Source organism: Ruminococcus sp. YRD2003 (genome assembly GCA_900109435.1).
In the GTDB taxonomy this organism is placed as follows: domain Bacteria; phylum Bacillota; class Clostridia; order Oscillospirales; family Ruminococcaceae; genus Ruminococcus; species Ruminococcus flavefaciens_G.
Genome location: FNZT01000003.1, coordinates 290,159 through 315,389 on the forward strand (window position 1 = coordinate 290,159; position 25,231 = coordinate 315,389).

20 protein-coding genes and 1 other annotated feature are annotated in these 25,231 nt (G+C 46.7%); of the genes, 5 read left to right on the forward strand and 15 right to left on the reverse strand.

Going from position 1 to position 25,231, the window contains the following annotated elements; translation table 11 throughout:
- Positions 1 to 88: 88 nt before the first annotated feature.
- The 10 genes from BMX22_RS01360 to BMX22_RS01405 form a co-directional block, all read right to left on the reverse strand.
- A complete protein-coding gene (locus BMX22_RS01360) occupies positions 89 to 1,255 on the reverse strand; it encodes an HAD family hydrolase (protein WP_074740135.1) in 1,167 nt (388 codons plus the stop codon).
- Between the two features lie 28 nt (positions 1,256 to 1,283).
- A complete protein-coding gene (locus tag BMX22_RS01365) occupies positions 1,284 to 2,363 on the reverse strand; it encodes an AbiH family protein (RefSeq protein ID WP_074740136.1) in 1,080 nt (359 codons plus the stop codon).
- A gap of 142 nt (positions 2,364 to 2,505) precedes the next feature.
- Positions 2,506 to 3,138, reverse strand: coding sequence for a hypothetical protein (locus BMX22_RS01370; RefSeq protein WP_074740137.1), 633 nt, complete (start codon positions 3,136 to 3,138; stop codon positions 2,506 to 2,508).
- A 15-nt stretch (positions 3,139 to 3,153) separates the two neighbouring features.
- Positions 3,154 to 4,293, reverse strand: a complete 1,140-nt coding sequence (locus BMX22_RS01375) for a restriction endonuclease subunit S (RefSeq protein WP_074740138.1) — start codon at positions 4,291 to 4,293, stop codon at positions 3,154 to 3,156.
- Positions 4,290 to 5,789, reverse strand: a complete 1,500-nt coding sequence (locus BMX22_RS01380; RefSeq protein ID WP_074740139.1) for an HsdM family class I SAM-dependent methyltransferase — start codon at positions 5,787 to 5,789, stop codon at positions 4,290 to 4,292. Before BMX22_RS01380 ends, BMX22_RS01375 begins: the two co-directional genes overlap by 4 nt.
- Before the next feature lie 382 nt (positions 5,790 to 6,171).
- A complete protein-coding gene (gene upp, locus BMX22_RS01385; protein ID WP_074740140.1) occupies positions 6,172 to 6,798 on the reverse strand; it encodes a uracil phosphoribosyltransferase in 627 nt (208 codons plus the stop codon).
- A gap of 12 nt (positions 6,799 to 6,810) precedes the next feature.
- Positions 6,811 to 7,248 (reverse strand): ribose 5-phosphate isomerase B, encoded by a 438-nt coding sequence (gene rpiB, locus BMX22_RS01390; RefSeq protein WP_074740141.1) that lies wholly within the window; start codon positions 7,246 to 7,248, stop codon positions 6,811 to 6,813.
- 2 nt (positions 7,249 to 7,250) lie between these two features.
- Entirely contained in the window at positions 7,251 to 7,949 is a 699-nt protein-coding gene (tsaB, locus tag BMX22_RS01395; protein WP_074740142.1) for a tRNA (adenosine(37)-N6)-threonylcarbamoyltransferase complex dimerization subunit type 1 TsaB, read from the reverse strand.
- Complete coding sequence (gene tsaE / locus BMX22_RS01400) at positions 7,930 to 8,370, reverse strand: tRNA (adenosine(37)-N6)-threonylcarbamoyltransferase complex ATPase subunit type 1 TsaE (RefSeq protein WP_074740143.1); 441 nt, start codon at positions 8,368 to 8,370, stop codon at positions 7,930 to 7,932. The genes tsaB and tsaE overlap by 20 nt, the downstream gene beginning before the upstream one ends.
- Position 8,371: 1 nt before the next feature.
- Positions 8,372 to 10,051, reverse strand: coding sequence for a formate--tetrahydrofolate ligase (locus BMX22_RS01405; protein ID WP_074740144.1), 1,680 nt, complete (start codon positions 10,049 to 10,051; stop codon positions 8,372 to 8,374).
- A gap of 427 nt (positions 10,052 to 10,478) precedes the next feature.
- On the opposite strand from BMX22_RS01405, the gene BMX22_RS01410 reads away from it, so the two are divergent.
- On the forward strand, positions 10,479 to 11,420 hold the full coding sequence (locus tag BMX22_RS01410) for a hypothetical protein (RefSeq protein WP_074740145.1): 942 nt from the start codon (positions 10,479 to 10,481) through the stop codon (positions 11,418 to 11,420).
- Positions 11,421 to 11,462: 42 nt separating this feature from the next.
- On the opposite strand, the gene BMX22_RS01415 is transcribed toward BMX22_RS01410, so the two are convergent.
- From BMX22_RS01415 to BMX22_RS01435, 5 genes are all read right to left on the reverse strand, one after another.
- A complete protein-coding gene (locus BMX22_RS01415) occupies positions 11,463 to 12,092 on the reverse strand; it encodes a response regulator (protein ID WP_074740146.1) in 630 nt (209 codons plus the stop codon).
- 188 nt (positions 12,093 to 12,280) lie between these two features.
- Positions 12,281 to 13,648 (reverse strand): NADP-specific glutamate dehydrogenase, encoded by a 1,368-nt coding sequence (gdhA, locus tag BMX22_RS01420; RefSeq protein ID WP_074740147.1) that lies wholly within the window; start codon positions 13,646 to 13,648, stop codon positions 12,281 to 12,283.
- A 539-nt stretch (positions 13,649 to 14,187) separates the two neighbouring features.
- On the reverse strand, positions 14,188 to 15,447 hold the full coding sequence (locus BMX22_RS01425; protein ID WP_074740148.1) for a bifunctional folylpolyglutamate synthase/dihydrofolate synthase: 1,260 nt from the start codon (positions 15,445 to 15,447) through the stop codon (positions 14,188 to 14,190).
- An 82-nt stretch (positions 15,448 to 15,529) separates the two neighbouring features.
- The gene (locus tag BMX22_RS01430; protein WP_074740149.1) at positions 15,530 to 15,832 is read right to left on the reverse strand and encodes a Dabb family protein; all 303 of its coding nucleotides are present in this window, start codon (positions 15,830 to 15,832) and stop codon (positions 15,530 to 15,532) included.
- A gap of 104 nt (positions 15,833 to 15,936) precedes the next feature.
- On the reverse strand, positions 15,937 to 18,555 hold the full coding sequence (locus BMX22_RS01435) for a valine--tRNA ligase (RefSeq protein ID WP_074740150.1): 2,619 nt from the start codon (positions 18,553 to 18,555) through the stop codon (positions 15,937 to 15,939).
- A 67-nt stretch (positions 18,556 to 18,622) separates the two neighbouring features.
- Positions 18,623 to 18,858: a binding site (T-box leader), on the reverse strand.
- Between the two features lie 237 nt (positions 18,859 to 19,095).
- On the opposite strand from BMX22_RS01435, the gene yicI reads away from it, so the two are divergent.
- From yicI to BMX22_RS01455, 4 genes are all read left to right on the forward strand, one after another.
- A complete protein-coding gene (gene yicI, locus BMX22_RS01440; RefSeq protein ID WP_074740151.1) occupies positions 19,096 to 21,411 on the forward strand; it encodes an alpha-xylosidase in 2,316 nt (771 codons plus the stop codon).
- A gap of 277 nt (positions 21,412 to 21,688) precedes the next feature.
- Positions 21,689 to 22,669, forward strand: coding sequence for a DnaD domain protein (locus BMX22_RS01445; protein WP_074740152.1), 981 nt, complete (start codon positions 21,689 to 21,691; stop codon positions 22,667 to 22,669).
- 14 nt (positions 22,670 to 22,683) lie between these two features.
- Positions 22,684 to 23,667, forward strand: coding sequence for an ATP-binding protein (locus BMX22_RS01450; protein ID WP_074740153.1), 984 nt, complete (start codon positions 22,684 to 22,686; stop codon positions 23,665 to 23,667).
- A gap of 659 nt (positions 23,668 to 24,326) precedes the next feature.
- Positions 24,327 to 25,226: a cell wall hydrolase gene (locus BMX22_RS01455; protein ID WP_074740154.1), complete on the forward strand. Its 900-nt coding sequence runs from the start codon at positions 24,327 to 24,329 to the stop codon at positions 25,224 to 25,226.
- The last annotated feature ends 5 nt before the right edge of the window (positions 25,227 to 25,231 follow it).

Genomic DNA, 25,231 nt, shown 5'->3' on the forward strand with positions numbered 1-25,231 from the left:
TTCACCTCCACAACTAAGTGAATATTAAGCGCAATTTCTAATTTATTCCCATACAAAATAGGGATTAATCCACTTACTTATAAATAGATTATTCAAAGTGTTCCTCAACTCTTTTTGCCTTTTCGTTTTTATAAGGTAACAGTCTAATTATTTTTTGGTAAAAGGTTTTTACATCCAAATCGTTTAACAAATATCTTACTGGATGATTATTAAGCGCAATATCCAATAACATCTCTATTTCATCTTCAGTCCAGTTGTCAATTAAAAGCATTTCTTTCATAAGTGTATGTGTAGTTCCAAACGAACCACTTCCATCTAAGGATAAAATCAGATCTAACCTATTACGTTTTACTTCATCATTACTTCTTCTTATATCATTTTGATCGCGTTCGTTAATACAATCAAAATATATATTCTCAAGAACTTCGTTCACTGCAGTACGGTCAATAATCGCCTTAACTAAAGAATCAAGTTTTGAATTTTCGGTGTAATCCGCAGGAGCATAGTATTTAATACGCTTATCATGGATCATTTTATATACCTTTGTCTTATCAAGCGTATCATTATTATACACACCGATTGAATGTCCACCGTTTATGTTTACAAGCTTCATGCAAGGAATGTCGGTATCACTATCACCTATGTATACCATATTTCTGAACGGCACACGAAGATCTTCAGGGGAGAAATAGTCATTTACACCTGAGTCATTGACATCAAGAATGCCTTTCTCAATTCTGAAAAGGAACTGTGTTTTATTAGTATAATTGATGACCTGAGCTGGCCATATTGGGACATCTTTGTCATCAAACATAAACGAACTTGCATATATTTTTTCGAAAGTGCCTGCTTTTGCAACAGAAGTTCCTTCTATCATTTCTTTCAAACCAGAAGAGATAATATAATGCTCAACAATTACGCCTTTTTCAGCACCATAAGCTCTTATACGTTCAAACCATTCTTCAACGCCAGGAAAAAGCTGGACTTTTGCACCATATTCCTGCAAACTTTTTCTGGTAAGAACAATACGGCCACGTGCTTCATTCACCATTTTATACATATATGCGAGGTTAGTATCCATTTCATTATCTTCAGCCATTTGATTTGATTCTTTCCAAAACGACGGAATATCGCCATCATAAACAGATTGAATGTATCCTTGTGCCTGCATATCATCAGGAGAAAGTGTTTTGTCAAAATCATAACATATAGCAAGGACAGGCTTGTTTTCTTTTTTCCTTCTTTCAGATACCATACTATTACCTCACTTTTTATTTTTCACTTCAGAATAAAGGCTTAACTTTTGAAATAGGTGTTTTCAGCAACTCTTCACTAACTGGCAACACCATCTTTTTAGGAATAGATAATTGCAATACTTTTTTGGTATTGTAAATAATATGTATTTGTCTTTTTATTTTTGGTATGTCTTGTGACGATAAAGCTGTATAATCAATCATTCTATTCTTTAGATCATCATTGCTAATTAATGTTTTATAGATTGAAGTGCCGCTTGGAGGATTATCATCATAATTAAATATTATTAAGTGATTCTTAGGGGAACTCGATAAATGAGTCATGATTCTTTCCCACCACATGCTATCTGAATTTCCAAGTGACATTCCAAATATACATATTATGTTGCTTTCTTCAATTCGTTTTTTCGCTTCTTCATACCATATTTGGCTAACAGCATCAACAGAATCAGGTTTTATCATTAGATCTCTAAAAAATGGCGCTTTTAGTATTTCTTTATTTGGGACATATATATCTTCAGTTACTCCCACTATAGGAAATTGTTTTAATGTTCCGTGAAGATTAATAACATTAGGATTAATAAAACTGCTCTTACTAGAAGCCATATTTATCATCTCAGATGCAGGTTTTATCTTTGAAACCTTATCTACTATTTCATTTAGAATGAAAGTATAATTAAATGAGATAAAACTGTATTCTATTTTTTGGCCTCTGAAACTATTATCAATCTCCATTCTCTCAACAGGGGGTAATTCAGCATAGAAGGTAATAAGACTGTTCTTAAAATCAAGTAGCTGTTTATCAGAAATAGCATTTAGGTCAACGTTTTCAGTTTGCACCTGAATAAACTTTATGATGTTGTTACGTGCATCCTCATAGATTTCAAAAAAATCATCTACTGTATCTATTGTGAAATTCCTGGTATACCTTGCTAAACCGATTTCAAAATCAGCCCAGTTTTCATATTCATTGCAAATACTCTTTTTTAATTCACGAATAGGATCTGAAGAACTTGGCTGTTGTAAATACCAATCATAGAAGCTTCTATAAGACGTATTAAGTCCGCAGGAAATATCAAAACCATTTCCGACTAAAAAAGTAACTACCATAGTTTTTCTCCTTTATCAAGCAATCTGACTTTTTCATTTTTGGGAGCGCGTATATTCGACACTATTATCCTTTTCTTGACAGTTTTTCTCAAGAACATAGTACGATAATAAACTGTGCACTGTAATAGCATTTGTAAGGAAATTATTTCCCGTTATCTAAACCTATGTTAACTGTCAAAGTCCCGTCTTTGACAGTCAAAGCGCTTTTCTTTTCTTCGTTTTCAAAATCGGGAAGGTTAATGCCTGAATCTGCAATTAAAAAACCTGAAGCATACTCGCTCGTAATATACTCACTTTTGTAATCATCAATTTCATATCCTAATGTTTTAGCAAGATATAGTATCAAAACATACAAAGCAGCTAACGCCAATACTGCATTCAAATATGTTGCATTTTGAAAATGAGAACCTCGACTATGTTTGATTGTACCATAAGCATCCCACCATGATAATGGACCATATTCCCATTCTGAAAACGGTTTGACCGTTTTTTCGAGACGAGAAACAGTAACTTCAGCATTAATTATTTTAGGATATTTCTTCATAATTATTTCTTTGTACTTTGATATTACTCCATATTCAAGTCCGTCTATCGATTTACAAAGCGCTTTAAAAGCAGACTCAACTTCTGTACAGGCTAAAATGAGAATTTTAGCAAATTCAAATGAATATACATTTTCTTGTCCCTGAGGCTCAACAAATCTTGATGTATTTGATAAATCTTGTTCTAAGCTCAGAAAGTAGTTCCACATGTTTTTTAGTTGCTTTTCATCCATGTTCTTTCTCCTATATTATCCAAAATACTCCTGCATAAGTGCTTTTTTCAGTGCTTCAGCCTTTTCGAGCAGCTGTTTTACGGCTGATTTCGACTTGTCGGTCTGCTCTACAAAGGCGGCGAATTTATCAGTTAATTCTTTAGGTGGAAGCGGAACTTTAACAGACGCAAGCAAAGGCAGTGATATTTGATTTATAGCAACTGCTGTTTGAAACTTAATTTGTTCTCTAAAGGCTTCTAACTGAAAGAACACAAATAAATACTCATATATATCACTTCGCACAATCGTCATAAAAGTGCCAAATGTCATGTTTTCGCTTAATTCAGGTATTTTTGCAACTTTACCTACAAGCCTTGCACTTCCATTTCTGTTACACATCAAAATATCGTTTGTTTGAACATATTTATCAGGATTAACCTTTTTTGCAATCTTAACAATATCCTCTAAATCGAATGCATTTCCTTTTATATTGCTTGAACGTAAGACTATAATACCTTCATCAGAAACTTCTTCTGGTGCATAAGTAATACCTTTATTCAGCACAGCCACTTCGTCAAGTCGCTTCATATTCCAATTCATCGGATTGGTTAGAGGTTCCCCAAACATCTCCACAAACCGCGCCTTGACGAGCATATCAAGCTTTTCAAGTATAGCGTTGCAGAGGTCAATGGTGTGTGTCACTTTGTCGAGGTTGGAGGCGATTTTGCGCTGGGTTTCGAGGTCGGGAAAAGAAATATCTATTTCAACCAGTTCTTTTGAACGAATCCCAGTTACGGTACTTCCAGATGAATGCTTAATTACTTCATTTTGAAAGTTGTGCGAACGGAGTAAAAATAATAAATACTCTGAATTCAAAAGTTCTTTTTTAGGTTGAATTACAATTAATCTTTGTCCAATAGCGAATGGTTCATCAAAATGTGGTATCAAACCAACATGACCTAAAGGAGCTTCAGTAGTAAACAAAATATCATTTTCATTAGGTATTCCTCGTACCATAACCTTTTCGTAGTTTTCTCTGGGAATATATTCTTTGGGCTCGTCATGATATCCGTCAATACCAATGTTTTTTGCGGTTATAAATCTATATCCTTCATCAGATTTTTCAGGTGTTTTTCCTCTATAATCAATAAAATTACAGCATTCTTTTAATTTCAATTCAACGCTCCTCCCAACTCCTCAAGCAAGCCGCCAAGCTCCTTATATAAGCCGTCAAGGTCTGCCATTATCTCGCCCGTGGGAGGATACTCCACAGCCACATATTCCGTCTTCTTGTACTTGTTAATGGACAAGTCGTAGTCGTTGTCAACTATCTCCTGCTTCGGCACGAAAAAGCTCTGCTCCGTGCGCTCCCTGTCCTTTTCGCCGTCAAGATTATGAAAACGGGCAATAATATCGGGAATATCATTGTCGGCGACTTCGGCTCGCTTGTCATCAAGGGAGAGTCCGTCCGCTTTCATATCATAGAACCAGACATTATCTGTGCCGCCGTGACCGGTCTTCGTGAATATCAGCACAGCCGTGGAAACGCCTGCATAGGGCTTGAATACGCCGCTGGGCATGGAGATAACGGCTTCAAGACGGTTGCGGTCGATGAGCTCCTTGCGTATGTCCTTGTGAGCCTTCGACGAGCCGAAAAGCACACCGTCGGGAACGATACACGCACAGCGTCCGCCAATTTTCAGCATTTTCAGAAACAGCGAAATAAAGAGGAGCTCGGTCTTTTTAGTCTTGCACATTTTCAGCAGGTCAGCCGAAACTATATCAGCGTCGAGACTGCCCTTGAACGGCGGATTTGCCAGGATAAGTGTGTACTTCTCACGGTCGGGATTCTGGTCGGAGAGACTGTCCCTGTACTCGATTTTTGGATTAGCAACGCCGTGAGTCATCATATTCATAGCGCCGATACGCAGCATAGTTCTGTCCATATCGAAGCCTGTGAACATTTCGTTCATATAGTGGAACTTCTTCTGTGCGTTGTAGAATATCTCTTCTTTGCGGTTATCTTTCAGCCATTCGCCTGCCGCAACAAGGAAGCCGGAAGTTCCGCAGGCAGGATCGCAGATGACCTCATCGGCAGTGGGCTGCATAAGAGCAACTATCATTTTGATGATGTGTCGGGGAGTTCTGAACTGACCGTTCACGCCTGCTGTGGACAGCTTTGAGAGCAGATACTCATAGATGTCGCCGCGAGTATCGGAGTTGAGATCTTTCTTTGACTGCTCGAATATCTCGTCAAGCTGATCAACAACTTTGGAGAATAGCTGCGGTGTTGGAACTTTGAAGATAGCGTCCGCCATGTACTTGGAGTAAGCTCCGTTTTTGTCATCGTGGAGGTTCTTGATGAACGGGAAAACGAACTCCTGCACCGTGCGGTACATTTTCTCCGCTGGGAAGTCGTGGAACACCGACCACTTGAGCACGCTGCTGTCGACTTTTCTGCCGCCTATGTCGATATTGCCATCGAACATGGACTTGTACGGCAGGTCGAGCATGATAGCTTCCTTGCTCTTGGTGTTGTCGATGTCATCAAGGTCGTGTATGAACATGAGGTAGGTTATCTGTTCGATGACGTCCAGCGGATTGGTAAGTCCGCCCGTCCAGAAAGCCTCCCACAGCTTGTCTATCTTATTTTTTATAGTACCTGTGATCATATTGCTCTCCTAAAATGCTTATATTTATTTAATTATACCATATTTCGCACAATTATGCAATATAAAATGTCAAATAAATGTGGATTATTATCAACGGTCGCTTTATTTATAATCCAAGGTCAAAATAAAAGGGAGACAAAATAAAAACCGCTTAGAAGGCTATTCTAAGTGGCTTGTCATTGGAGCTTGTGACGGGACTCGAAAGTGTGACCTCATATTACAATAAAGCAAAGATCCCGATACAAATGTATCGGGATTCTTCATCCTATTCGGTTTGTTTTTTGTTTTCTGCGTTAAGCACATCTTACATCAGAAAGGTTTCCCCCGATATATGTCCCGTATTGCTTCTGTATGGGTAAAGCGCATAAAGGTCATCCTTATTTTATTTAGTACCGAAGATACGGTCGCCGGCGTCGCCGACTCCGGGAACGATAAACTTATCCTCATTAAGACCCTCGTCAATAACTCCGGCATAGACTTCAACATCGGGATGAGCCTTCTGAACGGCGTCAGCGCCCTCGGGAGAAGCGATGATACACATATATTTAATGTTATTGACGCCGAGCTTCTTAATTTCGGTAATAGCGGAAATCGCGGAATTGCCCGTAGCGAGCATTGGGTCAACAACGATGACCTCACGCTCCTGAATATCCTCAGGCATCTTGCAGTAATACATTACCGCATCATTAGTGCCTGGGTCGCGGAAAATACCGATGTGACCGATTTTAGCCGCAGGAACGAGAGAAGTGACACCGTCTACCATACCGAGACCCGCGCGGAGAATCGGAACGACAGCGAGCTTCTTGCCCGAAATGACTTTAGTCTTCGCAACAGCGATGGGAGTCTCGAGCTCTATCTCCTTTAGAGGGAGGTCACGTGTAGCCTCGTATCCGATGAACATAGCTATCTCGGAAACGAGCTCGCGGAATTCCTTAGTACCTGTGTTCTTATCTCTCAGCAGAGAGATCTTATGCTGAACGAGCGGATGATCGATTATATGTAAAGACATAGTAAAGCCTCCTTAATTATTGTTTTCGATCTCGGTAATCAGATCGACACGGCGCTGATGACGACCGCCTTCAAAGCCCGTGGTGACGAATATCTCAGCAAGCTCGCAAGCGAGACCGCTTCCGAGGACACGCGCACCCATGCACATGATATTGCTGTCATTATGCAGACGAGTGAACTTAGTCGAGAAGCTGTCCGAGCACACAGCCGCCCTGATACCCTTTATCTTATTTGCGGCAATGGACATACCGATGCCCGTACCACAGATGAGGATACCCTTCTCGCACTCACCCGAGGTAACGAGACCGCATACGGTCTTAGCCATATTCGGATAATCGCAGGGTTCTCCGTCGGTCCCCATATCTTTCAGCTCAAAGCCCTTTTCCGTCAGAAACTTGATGACATCCTTTTTCAGCTCCACACCTGCGTGGTCGCAGCCAATAGCTATCATGGTTATCCCTCCTGTTTAGTGAGCTTATCCTGCAGATCTTTCTCAGCCTTCACCTTTTGCAGATACGAGACTTCGAGTTCATCGGCAGCAACAAACTCCTTTGACATTGCCGCGAGGCAGACCCCGCAGGCATTTTGCAGCCGTCCCATAGGCGGTGCTATCAACAGCATAGGCGAGCGGTAATCCGTGAAGAAGTCCGCCGCCCCGTCACCGCAGAGCAGAGCCTCAGTCCCGTTGAAAGCGAGGAACTGTGCAAGCTCATCGCGGCTGATTATCTGCTCATCGCAAAGAGCTTCGAGCGCATAGCCGTCGCTCTTGTACGAGCAGGTATAGACGAGTTCTCCCCTCGCCTTCATCAGAGAGCAGACAGTGCCCTTGAATGCGATATTATTATATGCGAGAGCCTCCAGCGTAGAGACTCCGCAGCACTTGCAGCCGAGCGCAAAGCCCATAGCCTTGACCGCCGCAACACCTATCCTCAGCCCCGTATAACTTCCGGGACCGTCAGCAACAGCAACAGCGTCTATATCCGATACTCCCCTGCCCGTCTGAGCGAGGATCTCTTTCACCATAGGCATTATGACCTTCGAGTGCGTTTTCTGCGTATACAGAGTTGACTCAGCGAGAAAGACCTCGCTGTCCGAATCGAAGAGCGCGGCAGAAGCCGTCTTACCCGAAGTATCAATCCCAAGCAGAAGCAAAGCGTCCACCGTCCTCAATCGTGATCTCACGGTCGTTGTCGCCGAGAGAATCTATAGTAATATAAATAGTATCCTTTGGCAGGAATTCGGCGATATTCTCAGACCACTCGACCGCCGCCACATTGTTCTCGAAATCATAATCGTAGAAGCCTGTAGATTCAAGCCCCTCCTCGGAGCTGATGCGGTACATATCGAAGTGGTAGAGGGTGATATCGCTTCCGCGGTACTCATTGACAAGCGCAAACGTCGGTGAGCTGACATTATCGCCGAGCCCGAGCCCGATCGCAAGTCCGCGCGTGAAGGTAGTCTTTCCCGCGCCGAGACCGCCCTTGTATGCGATCATATCTCCCGCGCGGAGGAGCGAGCCGAGCTTTTTGGCGGCTTCGATAGTTTCGGCGGGAGAATGCGTAACTATTTTCATATCAGAAAAGTCCCGTGATATTGCCGTTTACATCGCAGTCGATATTGAGAGCCGACGGGGCCTTCGGCAGACCTGGCATGGTAAGGATATCGCCTGTATAGATGACAACGAAGCCGGCACCCGCAGAAACTCTCGCGTCGCGGACAGTGATATTGAATCCCTTCGGCTTGCCGAGAAGAGCGGGATTGTCCGAGAGCGAATACTGTGTTTTAGCGACGCAGATAGGCAGATCGCGAAAACCGATAGACTCAATCTCCTTGATAGCCTTGTCGGCAGCAGCGGTGTAAGTGACACCGTCAGCGCGGTATATCTCACGAGCGAGCTTTTCGATCTTGTCCTTAATGGAGAGTTCCTTCGCATAGAGCGGGCGGAACCTCTCGTCGCCGCCCTGTGTGAGCTCGATAGTCTCGCACACCTTATTAGCAAGGTCTTTTCCGCCGTCTCCGCCCTTTGCGAACACCTCGCACATAGAGACCTCAACGCCCATATCAGCGCAGAACTTCTTTACAAAGTCGATCTCCTTCTCGGTGTCGCTCTCGAAGCGGTTGATAGCGACAACAACAGGCACGTGGAATTTATGCATATTTTCGATATGGGTCTGGAGGTTGACGATACCCTTTTCGAGAGCCCACATATTCTCCTTTGCGAGCTCCGCCTTGGGAACTCTTCCGTTGTACTTGAGTGCGCGGATAGTCGCAACGAGCACAACGCAAGCAGGAGTCAGCCCGCCGTAGCGGCACTTGATGTCGAAGAATTTCTCGGCACCGAGGTCAGAGCCGAAGCCCGCCTCTGTAATACAGTAGTCACCGAGCTTGAGCGCAAGCTTGGTAGCGCGTATAGAGTTGCAGCCGTGAGCAATATTCGCGAAAGGACCACCGTGGATGAAAGCGGGGGTATTCTCGAGTGTCTGCACGAGATTGGGCTTGAGCGCGTCCTTGAGCAGAGCAGTCATAGCACCCGTGCAGCCGAGCTGATTTGCAAATACAGGCTGTCCGTCGAGATCGTAGGCAACGAGGATATTACCGAGGCGCTCCTTTAGGTCGCCGAGGTCGGTCGAGAGGCAGAGAATAGCCATTATCTCGGAAGCGACGGTAATGTTGAATCCGTCCTCGCGGGGAACGCCGTTAGCCTTTCCGCCGAGCCCGACAACGATGTTGCGGAGAGCGCGGTCGTTCATGTCCATACATCTCTTGAAGAGGATACGGCGCTGGTCGATGCGAAGCTCATTGCCCTGCTGGATATGGTTGTCGAGCATAGCGCAGAGCAGATTGTTCGCAGCAGTGATAGCGTGCATATCGCCTGTGAAATGGAGGTTGATATCCTCCATGGGGACTACCTGAGCGTAGCCTCCGCCCGCAGCACCGCCCTTGATACCGAAAACAGGTCCGAGCGAGGGCTCGCGCAGAGCAAGCACGGCATTCTTGCCGATTTTTCCCATAGCCTCAGCGAGTCCGACGCTGACAGTAGTCTTGCCCTCGCCCGCGGGAGTAGGATTGATAGCAGTAACGAGGATAAGTTTACCGTCCTCTTTGAAAGCGAGTGACGAGTACAGGCTCTCGGACAGCTTAGCCTTATAGTGTCCGTAGGGCTCGAGGAATTCGTCACCGATGCCGAGATCGGCAGCGATCTCGCTGATTTTTTTCATTTTTGCGTTCTGTGCAATCTCAATATCCGAAAGCATAGATATGTCCTCCGTTCAGTTGATATAAATACATTATACCACAAACTGTAAAAAAAAGCAACCATCGCGGGAATTAATTTTCGTTCCGTTTATCTGTGCCGCGCTTACACCATAAACTGCAAAAATCCGGCATTCAAGGAAAGATCATGTTATTGACTTATATCATTTCGGATGCTATAATAAGTTTAAGGCAATACCGCACAAAGCTTGTGTTGGAGATGCGCCGACAGATTTTTCGTCAGATTGTATAGAAATTCCGCAGGCATACTGACGTATGTCAAGGAATTTCTGTGCAAGATGACGGAAAATATGCAAGCATATCCAGTACAAAGCCTTCAGGCGGGCTTTGTGCTGTGTTGCCTTAAGGCAGCACAAAGCAGGCGGTCCTTGTTTGATGCTGCCTCAAGATACTTTTGGGAGGGACAACATGAAAAAGATCATTTCTGCAATTACTTCGATAAGTCTTGCTGCCTGTATCACAGCTCCGAGCGTTTACGCGGCTGACGCCGACTACACTCCGACCATGTATTTCCGCGCTGATGAAAGTGCGGGAGTCAAGGCATACAGCGACGGAAACGCCGCAATTTTCCGTTCCGAGCTCGGAGATGCGGAAAACGTTATAGTGAAGACCTCAGTATACATATCCGACGAGAGCCTTTCCTGCTGGTACGTCCACCCGGTGTGGAAAAGCGCGAGCGAGTATGCAAAGCTTGAAAATCTCGGTGACCCGCTCCCCATGTCCGATACCGAACCCAACGTAGCATACGCCTATGCAGAGACGGACGAAAACGGAGAATTTATACATATACGCCACGGCACGCTGCTCAGCACAAACAATAAATACAACACGATGTCATTTACCTGTCAGGTAACATCAAGGGACGACCGCTCCGAGATGAAGCCCTACGGCGAAAAGAGCGACAGTTATCCGCTGACATGGTTCGATGTCAATATGTCAATGGAAGCACCCGCCGCGGAATACACGGTATACTTTCTGACAGAGCCCGAGGACTACGCAGACGAGCGCCTTATTGATATAGCAATGCGCACAGAAGAGGGCTCGGTCGTCAAGACTCCGATAACAAGACCGATGACAATAACATTAACAGACAGAAAATTCGGCGACGTCAACGGCGATGACAAGGTCGACGCAAACGACGCATCAGCAATACTTGTCGCCTACTCCAACAGCTCCACGGGACAAGAGAACGGTCTGACGAACGAAGCGTTCAGGTGCGGAGACACCGACCTGAACAGTCAGCTCACGTCGGCAGACGCCTCCAACATCCTTGCATACTACTCTTTCCTCTCAACATCGTCAGAGAAAAAGACACTGACGCAGTTCATGAACGAAAAATTCGAGCAGTAAAAGCAACGGTCAGAAAGGGAATATCCTTTCTGACCGTTCATTTTATACAATATTATTTTTTATTGCGAACACCGCAAGCTGAGTGCGGTCTTTAAGCTTCAGCTTTTCGAGCAGTCGGGAAATACCGTTTCGCACCGTCCCTTCCGCAAGGAAGAGCTTAGAAGCGATATCCTTATTATCACAGCCGTCACAGATGAGCCTGATGAAGTCGATCTCGCGCTCCGTGAGGTCGAAGTTTTTCGGATCCTGAACTGCCGAAGGAGCGGACTCTTTAATAGAGCGGAAGATATTGTCGCAAAAGACGTTGATCCCGCCCGCGACAGCCTTTATGGAATTAAGTATCTGCGCGTTATCCATTTCTTTAAGAATATAACCGTCAGCGCCGCTCGACATAGCGCGTTCAACGGTCTCCTTATCGTCAAAGGTCGTCAGCACGAGCACCTTCACATTTTCGAGCTTATCCTTTATCTGACGGGTGCCGTAACCGCCGTCGAAGTCAGGCATACGCATATCCATGAGCACAACGTCGGGCTGAAGACGCACCGCCATTTCGTAGGCTTCCTTGCCGTTGCTCGCCTCACCGACAACATTAATATCCTCATCCTGAGCGAGGACAGCTTTCAGCCCCGCCCTAAGTATCTGAACATCGTCTGCCAGAAGAACCTTGATCATAATAAGACCACCTTTTCCGTGTGAAAATAACCGATACACATAACTTTAGGTTATTATAACATAAATTTTAAAAAAAATCAAGTATCAGAAGACAGATGCAATTACAGAACAGAACAGAAAACAGGCGCTGAGCAGTTAATCGGCTCAGCGCCTGTTTTTATATTATATGTTTTCTATTGCGAATCTGATCAAACGCAGCCCTGAGCCTTCATAGCCTCAGCAACCTTGAGGAAGCCTGCGATATTAGCGCCTGCCATATAGTTGCCTGCCATGCCGTACTCCTTAGCAGCATCATCGCAAGCCTTAAAGATAGACTTCATGATGTTGTGGAGCTTCTCGTCAACCTCTTCAAATGTCCAGCTGAGACGCTCGCTGTTCTGGCTCATCTCGAGACCGGAAGTAGCAACGCCGCCTGCATTTGCAGCCTTAGCGGGACCATAAAGGAGACCGTTCGAGAGGTAAGTCTCGATAGCTTCGGGAGTAGAAGGCATATTAGCGCCCTCAGCGATAGCGAAACCGCCGTTAGCAACGATAGCCTTAGCACCGTCACCGTTGATCTCGTTCTGAGTAGCGCAAGGAAGAGCAATGTCGAGCTTGATGCCGCCTGCGTTGCACTTCAGTGTCCAAACGCTGCCCTCGTGGTACTCAGCATTCTTGTGAGAAGTTCTGCCGACATACTCCTTGATACGTCCGCGCTCAACCTCCTTGATCTGCTTAACAACGTCGAGCTCGATACCGTCGGGATCGTAAACATAACCGTTAGAGTCGGAAACTGTAACTACCTTTGCGCCGTACTGTGTAGCCTTCTCGCAAGCGTAGATAGCAACGTTACCTGAACCCGAGATAACAACTGTCTTGCCCTCGAAGCTCTTTCCGTTAGCCTGAAGCATCTCGTTTGTGAAGTAGCAGAGACCGTAACCTGTTGCCTGTGTTCTTGCGAGAGAACCGCCGTAAGTAAGTCCCTTACCTGTAAGAACGCCTGTGAACTCGTTGCGGAGTCTCTTGTACTGACCGAACATAAAGCCGATCTCACGAGCACCTGTACCGATATCACCTGCGGGAACATCTGTATCAGCACCGATGTGCTTGCAGAGCTCTGTCATAAAGCTCTGGCAGAAACGCATAACTTCTGCATCGCTCTTGCCCTTGGGGTCGAAGTCGGAACCGCCCTTGCCGCCGCCCATGGGGAGGGTCGTAAGGCTGTTCTTGAATACCTGCTCGAAACCGAGGAACTTGATGATTCCGAGGTATACAGAGGGGTGAAGTCTGATACCGCCCTTGTAAGGTCCGATAGCGGAGTTGAACTGTACACGGAAACCTCTGTTTACCTGTACCTTGCCGTTATCGTCAACCCACGGTACGCGGAAGATTATCTGTCTCTCAGGCTCAACGATACGCTCGAAAACGCCTGCATCGATGAGGTCCTGTCTCTTTTCTGCAACGGGCTCGAGAGTCTCGAGAACCTCAGTAACAGCCTGGATAAACTCGGGCTCGCCGGGATTTCTCTTTTCAACTCTCTCTAATAATTCCTTGAGATACTGATTTTTTAACGCCATTGTTAAAAAACCTCCTTTAATAAATTCTGCTTTCGCAGTTCAATACAAATTATACCACTAAAAAAAAATATTTGCAATACCCCTTTTCACTTTAAAGGACAAAAAAGAACGATTTGTGTCATTTGCACAAAAGTATAAACTGTCACGGCGTATTATTGACAGTGTCGCTCACCTATGCTATAATTGTCACTGACAAGAATTTACTGTCACTCGGTCTGCGTCACATTCATAGTTTTAAGGTACGCTGTCGTATGTAAACCAAATTTTTAGTTGTTAAAATGTGTTTAATTCAAGTATTTATTTATGATTTTAAACTTATAACTTTCGTTCATACTTAAAAAATTTGCCCCGAAGCTCTTCAAGGTCGTCGGGGCATTTTTTTATATGCGTATACCTCTGAAACAAGAGTATGAACTTTTGAAGTTTACAGCAGAAAAGTTCATACTGTTTCACAGGAAATTTTTGTTATGATTCGGTACGATTTTTCTCGGAAATTATCCAGTTTCCGAGTAAAAAAAGGTATTGTTCCACGTGGAACATTAGTTCTTTTCTATCAGTTTTAACGCCTCGCTCGCCAGATAAAGCGACCCGCACACCACTGCGATACCGTCATTTTCCAAGGCAAGTGCTTTTGCACTTTCAATCGCTGACACGAGCGAAGAGGTCTCCGCCTCTGTGTAGAAAGAAGCGATATCCTGCAATATATCAGCAGAAACAGCATTTCCCGAAAAACCGTCCACAGCAAAGAACTTGTCTGCTTGCCGAGCGATCATTTTCACACACTCTGCATAATCCTTGGAGTCCACCATGCCCATAACCGCGTAGATTCGCTTATTTCGCGTACTCAGATACATCAGCATAAGCGACAGCATATTCACTCCCGAAGGATTATGACCGCCGTCAACTATGAAAGGGGGCTCGCCGCCGATGTACTGCACACGTGCTCTAACCTGCGTAGTTTCGACCATTCTGATGATATTTCCGTCGCTTATCGCGTAGCCCTTGCCCCTCAGATAAAGGCAGGCGGTTATTGCTGTCTGAGCATTGTATTTCTGGTGGAGACCGATCATGGCAGGTGTCAGCTTTATCCCGCGGTAGATGAACTGTGCATAAAGACCGCCGTCTGTATGCGGTTTACAGGGCTCGAGCGGTACAAGCTCCGCACCGACACGCTCGGCTGTCTCCTTAACAAGAGCTTTGACACTGTCGGGGTTGTCGTCGGCGAGGACCACCGCAGAGCCCGCCTTGATTATACCTGCCTTGTGAACGGCTATCTCCTCGACAGTATTTCCGAGCAAAGCCGTGTGGTCGAGCGATACAGAGGTTATCACCGACAGCAGCGGCGGAGGGATAATGTTCGTGCAGTCAAGCAGTCCGCCTATGCCTGTTTCAAGCACGACTATGTCACAATTCTCACGCTCGAACCAGAGAAATGCTATCGCCATCGTTATCTCGAACTGCGAATACGGTCTGTCACTGACGCAAGCCCTGACCTGCTCCGCTATATCGGCAAGAACTTCGTCACTTATCTCCTCGCCGTTTATGCGTATGCGGTCGTTGTAGCGCAGTATGAACGGTGAAGTAAACTGTCCTACCCTATAGCCCGACATTATCAGTGCGTTGGAAATGTATTCGAGCGTCGAGCCCTTACCGTTAGTTCCTGCTATATGTACGAATTTCAGCCTCTTTTCGGGGTTGCCGATACTGTCCGCAAGCTCCTGTGCGCGGGAGAGGTCTGTTATCCTGCCGCCTGATTTGGTATAGCTGTTGATGAATGACATTGCTTCGTTAATATCCATAATCTTACCTGTTTCAATAATTGTAGGGGCTGGCGTCCTCGACAGCCCACAGCGTGACGTCGGGGACGCCGTCCCCTACGGCTTAATATTCGTAGTCTATGCAGGCTCGGTCGGTCTTGACTGTGCCGATGAACTTGCCGAATTCAACGTGTGCAGGGTGTACCTGATATGCGTTGAGGTCGTCTATCGAATCGAAGTCGCAGAGAAGTGAGATAGTGTAATTGCTCGACGGAGCGTCCTTGGAGTTGATGACTACCTCTCCCCTTTTCAGCTCCTTTACGTTCGCAATGACATTATCAAAGCGCTTCCGTGCTTCGAGTGCATTCTCATATTCTGTCCGACCGTCAGCGTCCTTCAGCTTGAACATTACTATATGCTTTATCATTTTATTCACCTTCATCTGATTCGTATATCTTCGCCTTGAAAGTTTTAGTCCCGTCAAAGCTTGTGTATTCTCCGTCGCGGACATTCGGTATCTCAAAATTCATATCACATAAAAGCCTTGATAGACTGCTCTATCTTAGCCATTTTTTCCTCTGCCTTTGCAAGCTTAGCCTTCTCAGCCTCGATGAGCTGAGCGGGAGCCTTCGCTACAAAGCCCTGATTGTTCAGCTTGCCGCTGAGGAAGTCGATATCCTTCTGCACCTTTGTCTTTTCCTTTTCGAGACGTGCTATCTCCTTCTCCTTGTCAACGAGCTCGTCCATAGGTATGAAGATACGTGCCGCGTCTGTGACCGCATTTGCGCAGTTCTCGTGAGCAAGGCTCTCGCCTGCCTCGACTGTTGAAGCTGATGCGAGCTTCTCGAAGAATACGCCGCAGCTCTTGAAGAGCTCGGGCTCGGAGGTCTCGATAATGAGCTTCGCCTTCTTCGACGGAGGTACGTTCATCTCTGTGCGAACGTTGCGGACTGCCTTTATCGCGGAGATTATCTTCTCGAAGGCTGTCTCCTCGGCTGTGAAGTCGATAGAAGCATCGTATGTGGGGTAAGTCTCGAGGATTATCATTGACTTTTCGTTGTTGAGGACCTGCCATATCTCCTCGGTGATGAACGGCATGAACGGGTGGAGGAGCTTCAGCATTCCCTGCATCGCCCATACGAGCACTGACTGTGCCTTTGCCATTGTCTCTCCGCCTGCCTGTATTCTCGGCTTTGTGAGCTCGATGTACCAGTCGCAGTAAACGTCCCAGATGAAGTCATATATCTTCTGTGATGCAACGCCGAGCTCGTAGCGGTCGAGGTTCTCATTGACCTCCTTGGCAAGGATATTGAACTTGTTTACCAGCCACTTGTCCTCGAGCTCGAGCTCTGCGGGAAGTCCCTTGAACTCGAAGTCCTCGGGCAGATTCATCATTATGAAGCGTGATGCGTTCCAGAGCTTGTTCGCGAAGTTGCGCGCTGCCTTGACCTTCTCGTCGATGTAGCGCATATCGTTTCCCGGCGAGTTGCCTGTTGCGAGCATGAAGCGAAGTGCGTCGGCGCCGTACTCATTGATGACTTCGAGCGGGTCGATGCCGTTGCCGAGCGACTTGGACATCTTGCGTCCCTGAGCGTCGCGGACAAGTCCGTGTATGAGGACTGTATCAAAGGGGACCTTGCCCATATTTTCAAGTCCGCTGAACATCATTCTGATGACCCAGAAGAAGATGATGTCGTAGCCCGTTACAAGAGTGTTCGTCGGGTAGAAGTAGTCGAGGTCTGCGGTCTTCTCGGGCCAGCCGAGCGTCGAGAACGGCCACAGTGCCGAGCTGAACCATGTATCAAGGGTATCGGGGTCCTGACGCATGGGCTTGCCGCACTTCGGGCATACTGCGCTGTTTTCCTTCGTTACGACCATTTCGCCGCACTCGTCACAGTAGAATGCGGGTATCTGGTGTCCCCACCATATCTGGCGTGAGATGCACCAGTCGCGGATATTGTCGAGCCAGTGGAAGTATATCTTGTCGAAGCGCTCGGGTACGAACTTGGTGTCGCCGTTCTTTACTGCGTCGATAGCGGGCTGTGCGAGAGGCTTCATCTTTACGAACCACTGTGTCGAGACCTTGGGCTCTACGGTCGTGCCGCAGCGGTAGCAGGTGCCGACATTGTGGCTGTATTCCTCTATCTTTACAAGTGCGCCCTCTGCTTCGAGGTCTTCAACTATCTTCTTGCGGGCTTCGTATCTGTCCATGCCTGCGTATGCGGGATAGTCGTCTACGATAGTCGCATCGTCGTTCATTACGTTTATTACGGGGAGCTTGTGGCGGAGTCCGACCTCGAAGTCGTTCGGGTCGTGAGCGGGGGTTATCTTAACTACGCCTGTACCGAAGTCCATTTCTACATAATCATCGGCTACAATGGGGATCTCACGGTGTACGAGCGGGAGGATGACCGTCTTGCCGACTAAGTCCTTGTAGCGCTCGTCTGCGGGATTTACGGCTACAGCTGTATCGCCGAGAAGAGTCTCGGGACGTGTTGTGGCAAGTTCAAGGTAGCCGTCGCTGTCCTTTATCTTGTAGCGGAGATGCCAGAAATGACCTGCCTGATCCTCGTATGTTACCTCGGCGTCAGAAAGCGAGGTCTTGCACTTGGGGCACCAGTTGATTATGCGCTCGCCGCGGTAGATGAGTCCTTTTTCGTAATACTTTACGAATACTTCCTTGACTGCCTTTGAGCAGCCCTCGTCCATAGTGAAACGCTCGCGCGACCAGTCACACGAAGAACCGAGCTTCTTGAGCTGCTCCACGATGCGTCCGCCGTACTGCTTCTTCCACTCCCATGCGCGCTTCATGAAGCCGTCACGTCCGAGGTCTTCCTTTGTGATGCCTTCCTTGCGCATTGCCTCGACTATCTTAGCCTCTGTAGCGATGGCGGCGTGGTCTGTGCCCGGGAGCCACAGTGCGCTGTAGCCGCTCATTCTCTTCCAGCGTATAAGGATATCCTGCAAGGTCTCGTCAAGAGCGTGTCCCATATGGAGCTGACCCGTTATGTTCGGGGGCGGGATAACTATTGTGTAGGGCGTCTTTTTCGGGTCGGCTTCTGCGCGGAAACAGCCCTTGTCGTTCCACGCGGCGTAGATACGGTCCTCAAAATCCTTGGGGTCGTAGGTCTTAGCAAGTTCCTTTGCCATTGTTTTTTTCTCCTTTTCGTCGATGATGTCGGTCCGTGCAAAATAAAATCGCCCCGAACCTTTTACGGTTCAGGGCGAACGATTGTCCGTGTTACCACCTGAATTCGGATATCTCTATCCGCACTCTGCGAGGTCATGAAACCTCCTCCCCTGTAACGTGAGGACACGCCGCCGACTACTTGCTCCTGCTTTCGCCTGCGGGACTCGGAAGCTACTTCGCCGCACCTCTCACACCGCCTCACACCTAACGGCGGCTCTCTGAGGTTCAAGGGAGCGGTTACTCCTCTTCGTCATCGTCTTTAAGATATGATACTATTATACACGTTTATTTTTCTTTTGTCAAGTGCTGTTTTCCATATTCATATGTGTACAATAATTTCATGCCAAATCAATTATTGCGATGTATACTGATATTGTATTGACAAAATTTGTCTTTGGTCTTATAATGAATATATATATTATTAGCTAATAATTACATAGTTTTACAAAATCTCACTGCATAATATCGGCACCCTCTCGCCGTATCAGAAGGAGTTTATTATGAAGGTTTCTGACGGATTCTGGCTCAATAAGCCGGGCTATAACGTGAACTATGCTACTCAGATGTACACCGTGGAGGCGGACGATTCATCTGTCACAGTCTATGCGACTAACCAGTGGATAGCCAACCGCGGTATGACTCTCGGGGGACCTATGCTGACGGTCAGGTTCACCTCTACCCTCGAAAACAGTATCAAGGTCACTATCGAGCATTTTAAAGGAGCTCTACGCAAGGATCCATCCTTTGAGCTGTTCGAGGACTCCGCCTTCAAGCCTGTTGTCCGCGGGTCTGCCGAGAAGGGATTTGAACTCATATCGGGAAAGACAAGCGTTAGAATAGGTGCGGAAAAAACAGGCTGGAATATCTCATATTGGTACGACGGCAGGCTCCTCACTAAGCAGGGATGGCGGACGACTTCTATTGTTGAGGAGGACGATTCGCTCAGGAACGTGTCGGGCGGCTCCGAGACAGGCAAGCGGTTCTTTTCTCGGTCCGATAACGGGGACAGCACCCATATCCGCGAGATGCTCGGTCTCAGCGTCGGGGAGTATATCTACGGCTTCGGTGAGAAATTCTCATCTTTCGTCAAGAACGGTCAGACAGTCGATGTATGGAACAACGACGGCGGTACGTGCTCGGAGCAGAGTTACAAGTCGATTCCGTTTTACGTTTCGTCACGCTCCTACGGCGTTTTCGTCAACCACCCCGAGCTCGTCAATTTCGAGGTAGCGAGCGAGACTGTCTCTAAGGTCGCGTTTTCCGTTCAGGGACAGAGACTCGAATACTTCCTTTTCGGCGGCGATACGGTCGCGGACGTTATTTCCCGCTATACCGACCTCACGGGCAAGCCTGCCCTCCCGCCTGCTTATACTTTCGGGCTCTGGCTCTCAACTTCGTTCACCACAAGCTATGACGAGGAGACTGTTTGCTCCTTTATCGACGAAATGGAGCGCCGTGATATCCCGCTCGAAGTTTTCCACTTCGACTGCTTCTGGATGAAAGAGTTCCAGTGGACAAGCTTTGAATGGGATAAGGATATGTTCCCCGACCCGAAGTCAATGCTCGCTCGGCTGAAGGCAAAAGGGCTGAAGATCTGTGTGTGGATAAACCCGTATGTCGGGCAGTGTGCGCCCGTTTTCGACGAGTGCATGGAGAAGGGGTTCTTCATCAGGAATAAGGACGGCTCGGTGTTCCAGTGCGATATGTGGCAGCCAGGACTGGCGATTATCGATTTCACGAATCCCGAGGCGTGCAGGTGGTTCGCAGGCAAGATCAAGGCTCTCGCCGAGATCGGGGTCGACGCCGTTAAAACCGACTTTGGCGAGCGTATCCCAACCGATGTTGTTTATTCCGACGGCTCAGACCCGTTCAGAATGCACAACTACTACTCTTACCTTTATAATAAGACCGTTTTCGAGGCATTGACTGAGGTTCGCGGCGTAAACAACGCCTGTCTCTTCGCGCGCTCGGCTACTGCGGGCGGACAGAGATTCCCCGTTCACTGGGGCGGCGACTGCTTCTCCAATTACGAATCCATGTGGGAGACACTCCGCGGCGGGCTTTCTCTCTGCTTGTCGGGCTTCGGCTTCTTCTCGCACGATATTTCGGGTTTCGAGGCGACGGGCTCGCCTGACCTATACAAGCGCTGGACAGCTTTCGGTCTGCTCTCTACTCATTCTCGCTACCACGGCAACAGCTCGTACCGCGTACCGTGGAATTTCGACGAGGAAAGCTGCGATGTCTCGCGCCATTTCGTCAAGCTCAAAGGCAGGCTCATGCCTTACCTTTTCAGAAATGCTGTGCTCACGCATAAAACGGGCGTTCCAATGATGAGAGCTATGGTCGTCGATTTCGGATACGACAGAGCCGCTCTGACCGTAGATACGCAGTATATGCTCGGTGACAGCCTTCTTGTCGCGCCCGTGTTCAGCGAGGACGGTGTCTGCGATTTCTACCTCCCCGAGGGCGGGATATGGACTGATATCCAGACAGGCGAGGAGCTGAAAGGCGGAAGCTGGTACACTAAGAAGTATGACTATTTCGGTTTGCCGCTCTATGCTAAGCCGTGCTCTATTATTGTGTTCGGCGATTTCAAGCGCTCCGTAGAGTATGACTATACCGACAATATGAAGGTCGTCATCTACGGTCTGGAAGACGGTAAGTCTGCTGAAACACAGGTCTTCGACATGAACGCGCTGCTTGCTGCTGTTATCAGGGCTGTTCGCTCGGGTGACACGATAACCGTTGCCGTGACAGGTACGGACAAGCCTTTCACCGTCGAAAGTGCTCAGGGTCTGAAAATCGTCATAAACTAAACCCGCCCTTCGGCTTTGCACTGTGCTGACTATAATAAAACATACGGGGACAACTCTGAGCAGTGACGAGTTGTCCCCTTTTTTTAATGTGCCTGCCCTGTTATAATAGTATATACAGACAGGTTGAAAATGTTGGTAATGTTGAAAGAACTAACTTGTAAAAAAATCCATAAAATATATGCGGGCGAATCGTTAATTATGCCATAGTGACAAACTGTCCGTTTTGTGTTATAATGTTACTTGCATCGAAAGTATTTCCCGCAAGGAGGCGTAACACTTGGAATTCAAAGCAAACTGCGGCGTATGGGGCACTATGTTCGGCGTTCCGTGCGTTGTTGCCGATAATTTTCTCAAGCTTGCTACAGGCGAGCAGATAAAGGTGCTTCTCTATCTCCTGAGAGCTTCGGGCAGAACTGTCAGCACCGAAGAAATTGCTGCTAATACAGGCGTTACAACTCAGCAGGCTGAGGAAGCGGTGTTGTTCTGGCAGCAGGTCAATGTGCTCTCATCGGATAATTCGATAAGCGTTCCGCAGTCTATTATGACTCCGCCTGCTCCGCAGCAGTCAACAAACACTGTCTCCGTTGAGGAGACTTTGCTCGTGAAGAGCGCTCCCGAACCGAGACGCAGGGAAAATCTCAGACCGACCGAAATAACCGATATCATGAAGGATACACCTGCTGTTGCCGAGCTTTTCAAAGCCGCAGAAAGCATTCTCGGTCATATCAATAACACGATGCAGAACTCACTCATCTGGATGACGAATTACCTCGGTCTGAAGGCTGAGGTCATACTCGTTCTTCTCGTGTACTGCGAAAAAATCGAAAAGACAAATGTCGCTTACATAGAAAAAATCGCCATGAGCTGGGCAGAAAAGGATATCAACACGCTCGATTCCGCTCAGGAGGAGATAGAAAGGCTTACAAGCTCGAATGATTTTGTCGGCATTATTATGAAAATGTTCGAGATGAAGCGCAGACCTACCTCCAAACAGCTCGATATCATCGAAAAATGGCGTGCAGCAGGCTATGCACGCGATATGATACACTATGCATACGAAAAAACTGTCGAGAACACGGGTAAGCTCAGCTTTGAGTACACCGACAAGGTGCTCGCCTCGTGGAAAGACAGCGGCTTCCGCAGCAGCGAGGATGTTAAGCGCGCTGAATCGGACTTCCGCAAGCGCAAAAAGGCGGGCTCCGACAGCAATGATTCCTTCGATGCCGAAAAATACAACTTTGTTATCAATAACTTCTGAATGAGGATATACCCTTGAATAACGAGATATACGAAAAAGCGCAGATGATACTCTCCGAGCGCCGCAGCCGTGCTATCAGCGAGAATGATATGCGCATACAGGAAATCAACTCGAAAATACCCGAGATAAAAGAGATAAACTCCGCTATCTTCAATACGGGAAAAGAGCTTATCCGTACTGTGCTTGCGGGCGATAAGTCTGATATACAGGCAAGGATAGAGAAAATAAAAGTATCAAATCTCGGCGCGCAGGAGCTTTGCAGAAAAATGCTCGTCGCTAACGGTTATCCCGCCGATTACCTCGATGTGCAGTTCACCTGCAAAAAATGCAATGACACGGGAAGCTATAAGGCGGCTATGTGCGACTGCATGAGGCAGCTCTGCGGCAAGCTTATGGCGGAGTCGCTAAACGAGAATGCTCAGCTTACGCTCTCTTCATTCGATACGTTCAGCCTGAGCTACTATAAGGGCGAGGACCACGACACCATGCAGCGGATATTTAACTTCACCCGCTCGTATGCAGCAGATTTTACTCCCTCGTCGGGAAGTATTCTCATGTTCGGAAAGACAGGGCTCGGTAAGACTCATCTCTCGCTCGCTATTGCTAATGAGGTGCTGAAAAAAGGGTACAGCGTGCTGTATGACTCCACTATCAATATCCTCCATAAGATACAAAAGGAAAATTTCAGCTACGAGAAAAATACCGAGATGCTCGACGCCGTTATGGACGCTGAGCTGCTCATTCTCGACGACCTCGGCACCGAGTACGAAAACAAAATGTACAGCTCTACTATTTATAATATAATTAATACGCGTCTCAACCGCGGAAAGCCTACTATTATCAGTACAAATATGGACTTCGGGCAGATAGCCGCACGCTACGACGAGCGCGTCGTTTCAAGGCTGACTTCTATGTATACCTGCCTCGGTTTCCGCGGAGATGATGTCAGATTACAGCAAAAACAGCAGAATACTACTATTAAAAAGGGCGTATCGTGATACGCCCCTTCTTTATGCGGCAGATGGGCACATATAAAAACAATATAATGCCATATTTTTCGCCAATCTGTTGGTGACGTTATTTTAAACATAAATTCTGCGGTATCGCTCCCGACTATGTGCATAATAGCCATACGCTGTCTTTTTCAAATATGAATTAGTAAAAAAGGCTATTTTTTGGACAAAATCAGCCGTTTTTTCTTCTTTGCATTTTCTTTGCAATTATGTATGATTGTAACCTCAGAAGTAACACCGTGATAACAATTATTATTATATCGCAAATTACCTCTCGTACAAAATCCGACCGTATTTTACGGCATTTTGCACAATGTTAGTCTATGGTTTTTGTCACTAATGGTAGTTTTTAAGACGTATTATACATTTAGTATTTTGATACGCAGACTATCTGTGTTACGATTTTGTAATAATTTGTTGCTATTTCATTTGATTTGTTCATTATTTATAAATATTGCGTACATAATGTATTAATATAATATGTGACAAATTGCCCTGATTCAACATTAATTCGAAAGTTATTTTGTGGCTAAAATGGAAAAAAATCTAAAACTGTTGCTATTTTCAGCCAAATATGGTAGTATTATCACAGTTCGCAAGTCGGACAAAAATAACGAAATGCTTTTCGAGGAAAGGAAGAGTTTATGAGAAAAGCTAAAGTTGCAGCGATCATCGTCGGAGGCGTATCCACTTGCATTTTTGGCGGACTCTTCGGTGTGTATGCAACAGCACCCATCGTGAGTCAAGTCGCTCCGAGCCATGATGTTGAAAACATCTATGAAGTCAAAAGCGAAGAATTGGCAAATGTAGCTGCAGTAACTTCTATCAGAACAACAACCGCCACAACAAGCAGAAAGTTCAACACGACCACTAAGGCTAATGCCGCTAAGAAAAACGTAAATATCGGGTCTGCTACCGCTTCGGCAGCATCTATAGTTTTAAAGAAGACTGTAGAAGACGAGACCCCCGCTCCTGCTCCCGCTCCCACTGAGGTTTATACAGAGCCCGAAACTGTGGCTACCGAACCCGAGACTGAGACCGAGACGACAGAAGCTCCTACTACAGAAGCTGTTTACGTTGAGCCTGAAACAGAAGCTATTACAGAAGCTCCTACGGTAGAAGAAGTGACCGAGCCTGTCACAGAGGCAGTTACGGAAGCTCCCACAGAGGCTGAAGTCATAGTTGACGTTACAGTCGACGAGACTCCTTCTCTCCCTATTTCAGACGCTGAATACATCATCTTATGTAACGCTGTTGCTCATGAGGCAGGCTGCTACTGGATAGATGAGTACGACAAGGCTAAGGTTGTTGAGGTAATCATGAATCGTGTATACAGCCCGAGATTCCCCAACACTATTGAAGCCGTTCTTACTCAGCCCAATCAGTTCAGCGGTTCTTCGAACTATGTTTACCTCGGTTCTTACTCAGGTTATGTTACCGAGAGCGTCAAGAATGCAGTTAATCTCTACTTCAATGAGCCCGAATCGTTCACTCAGGGTTATCTGAGCTTCTACGGCGACGGCTACAGAAACTATTTTTCATAATCAGC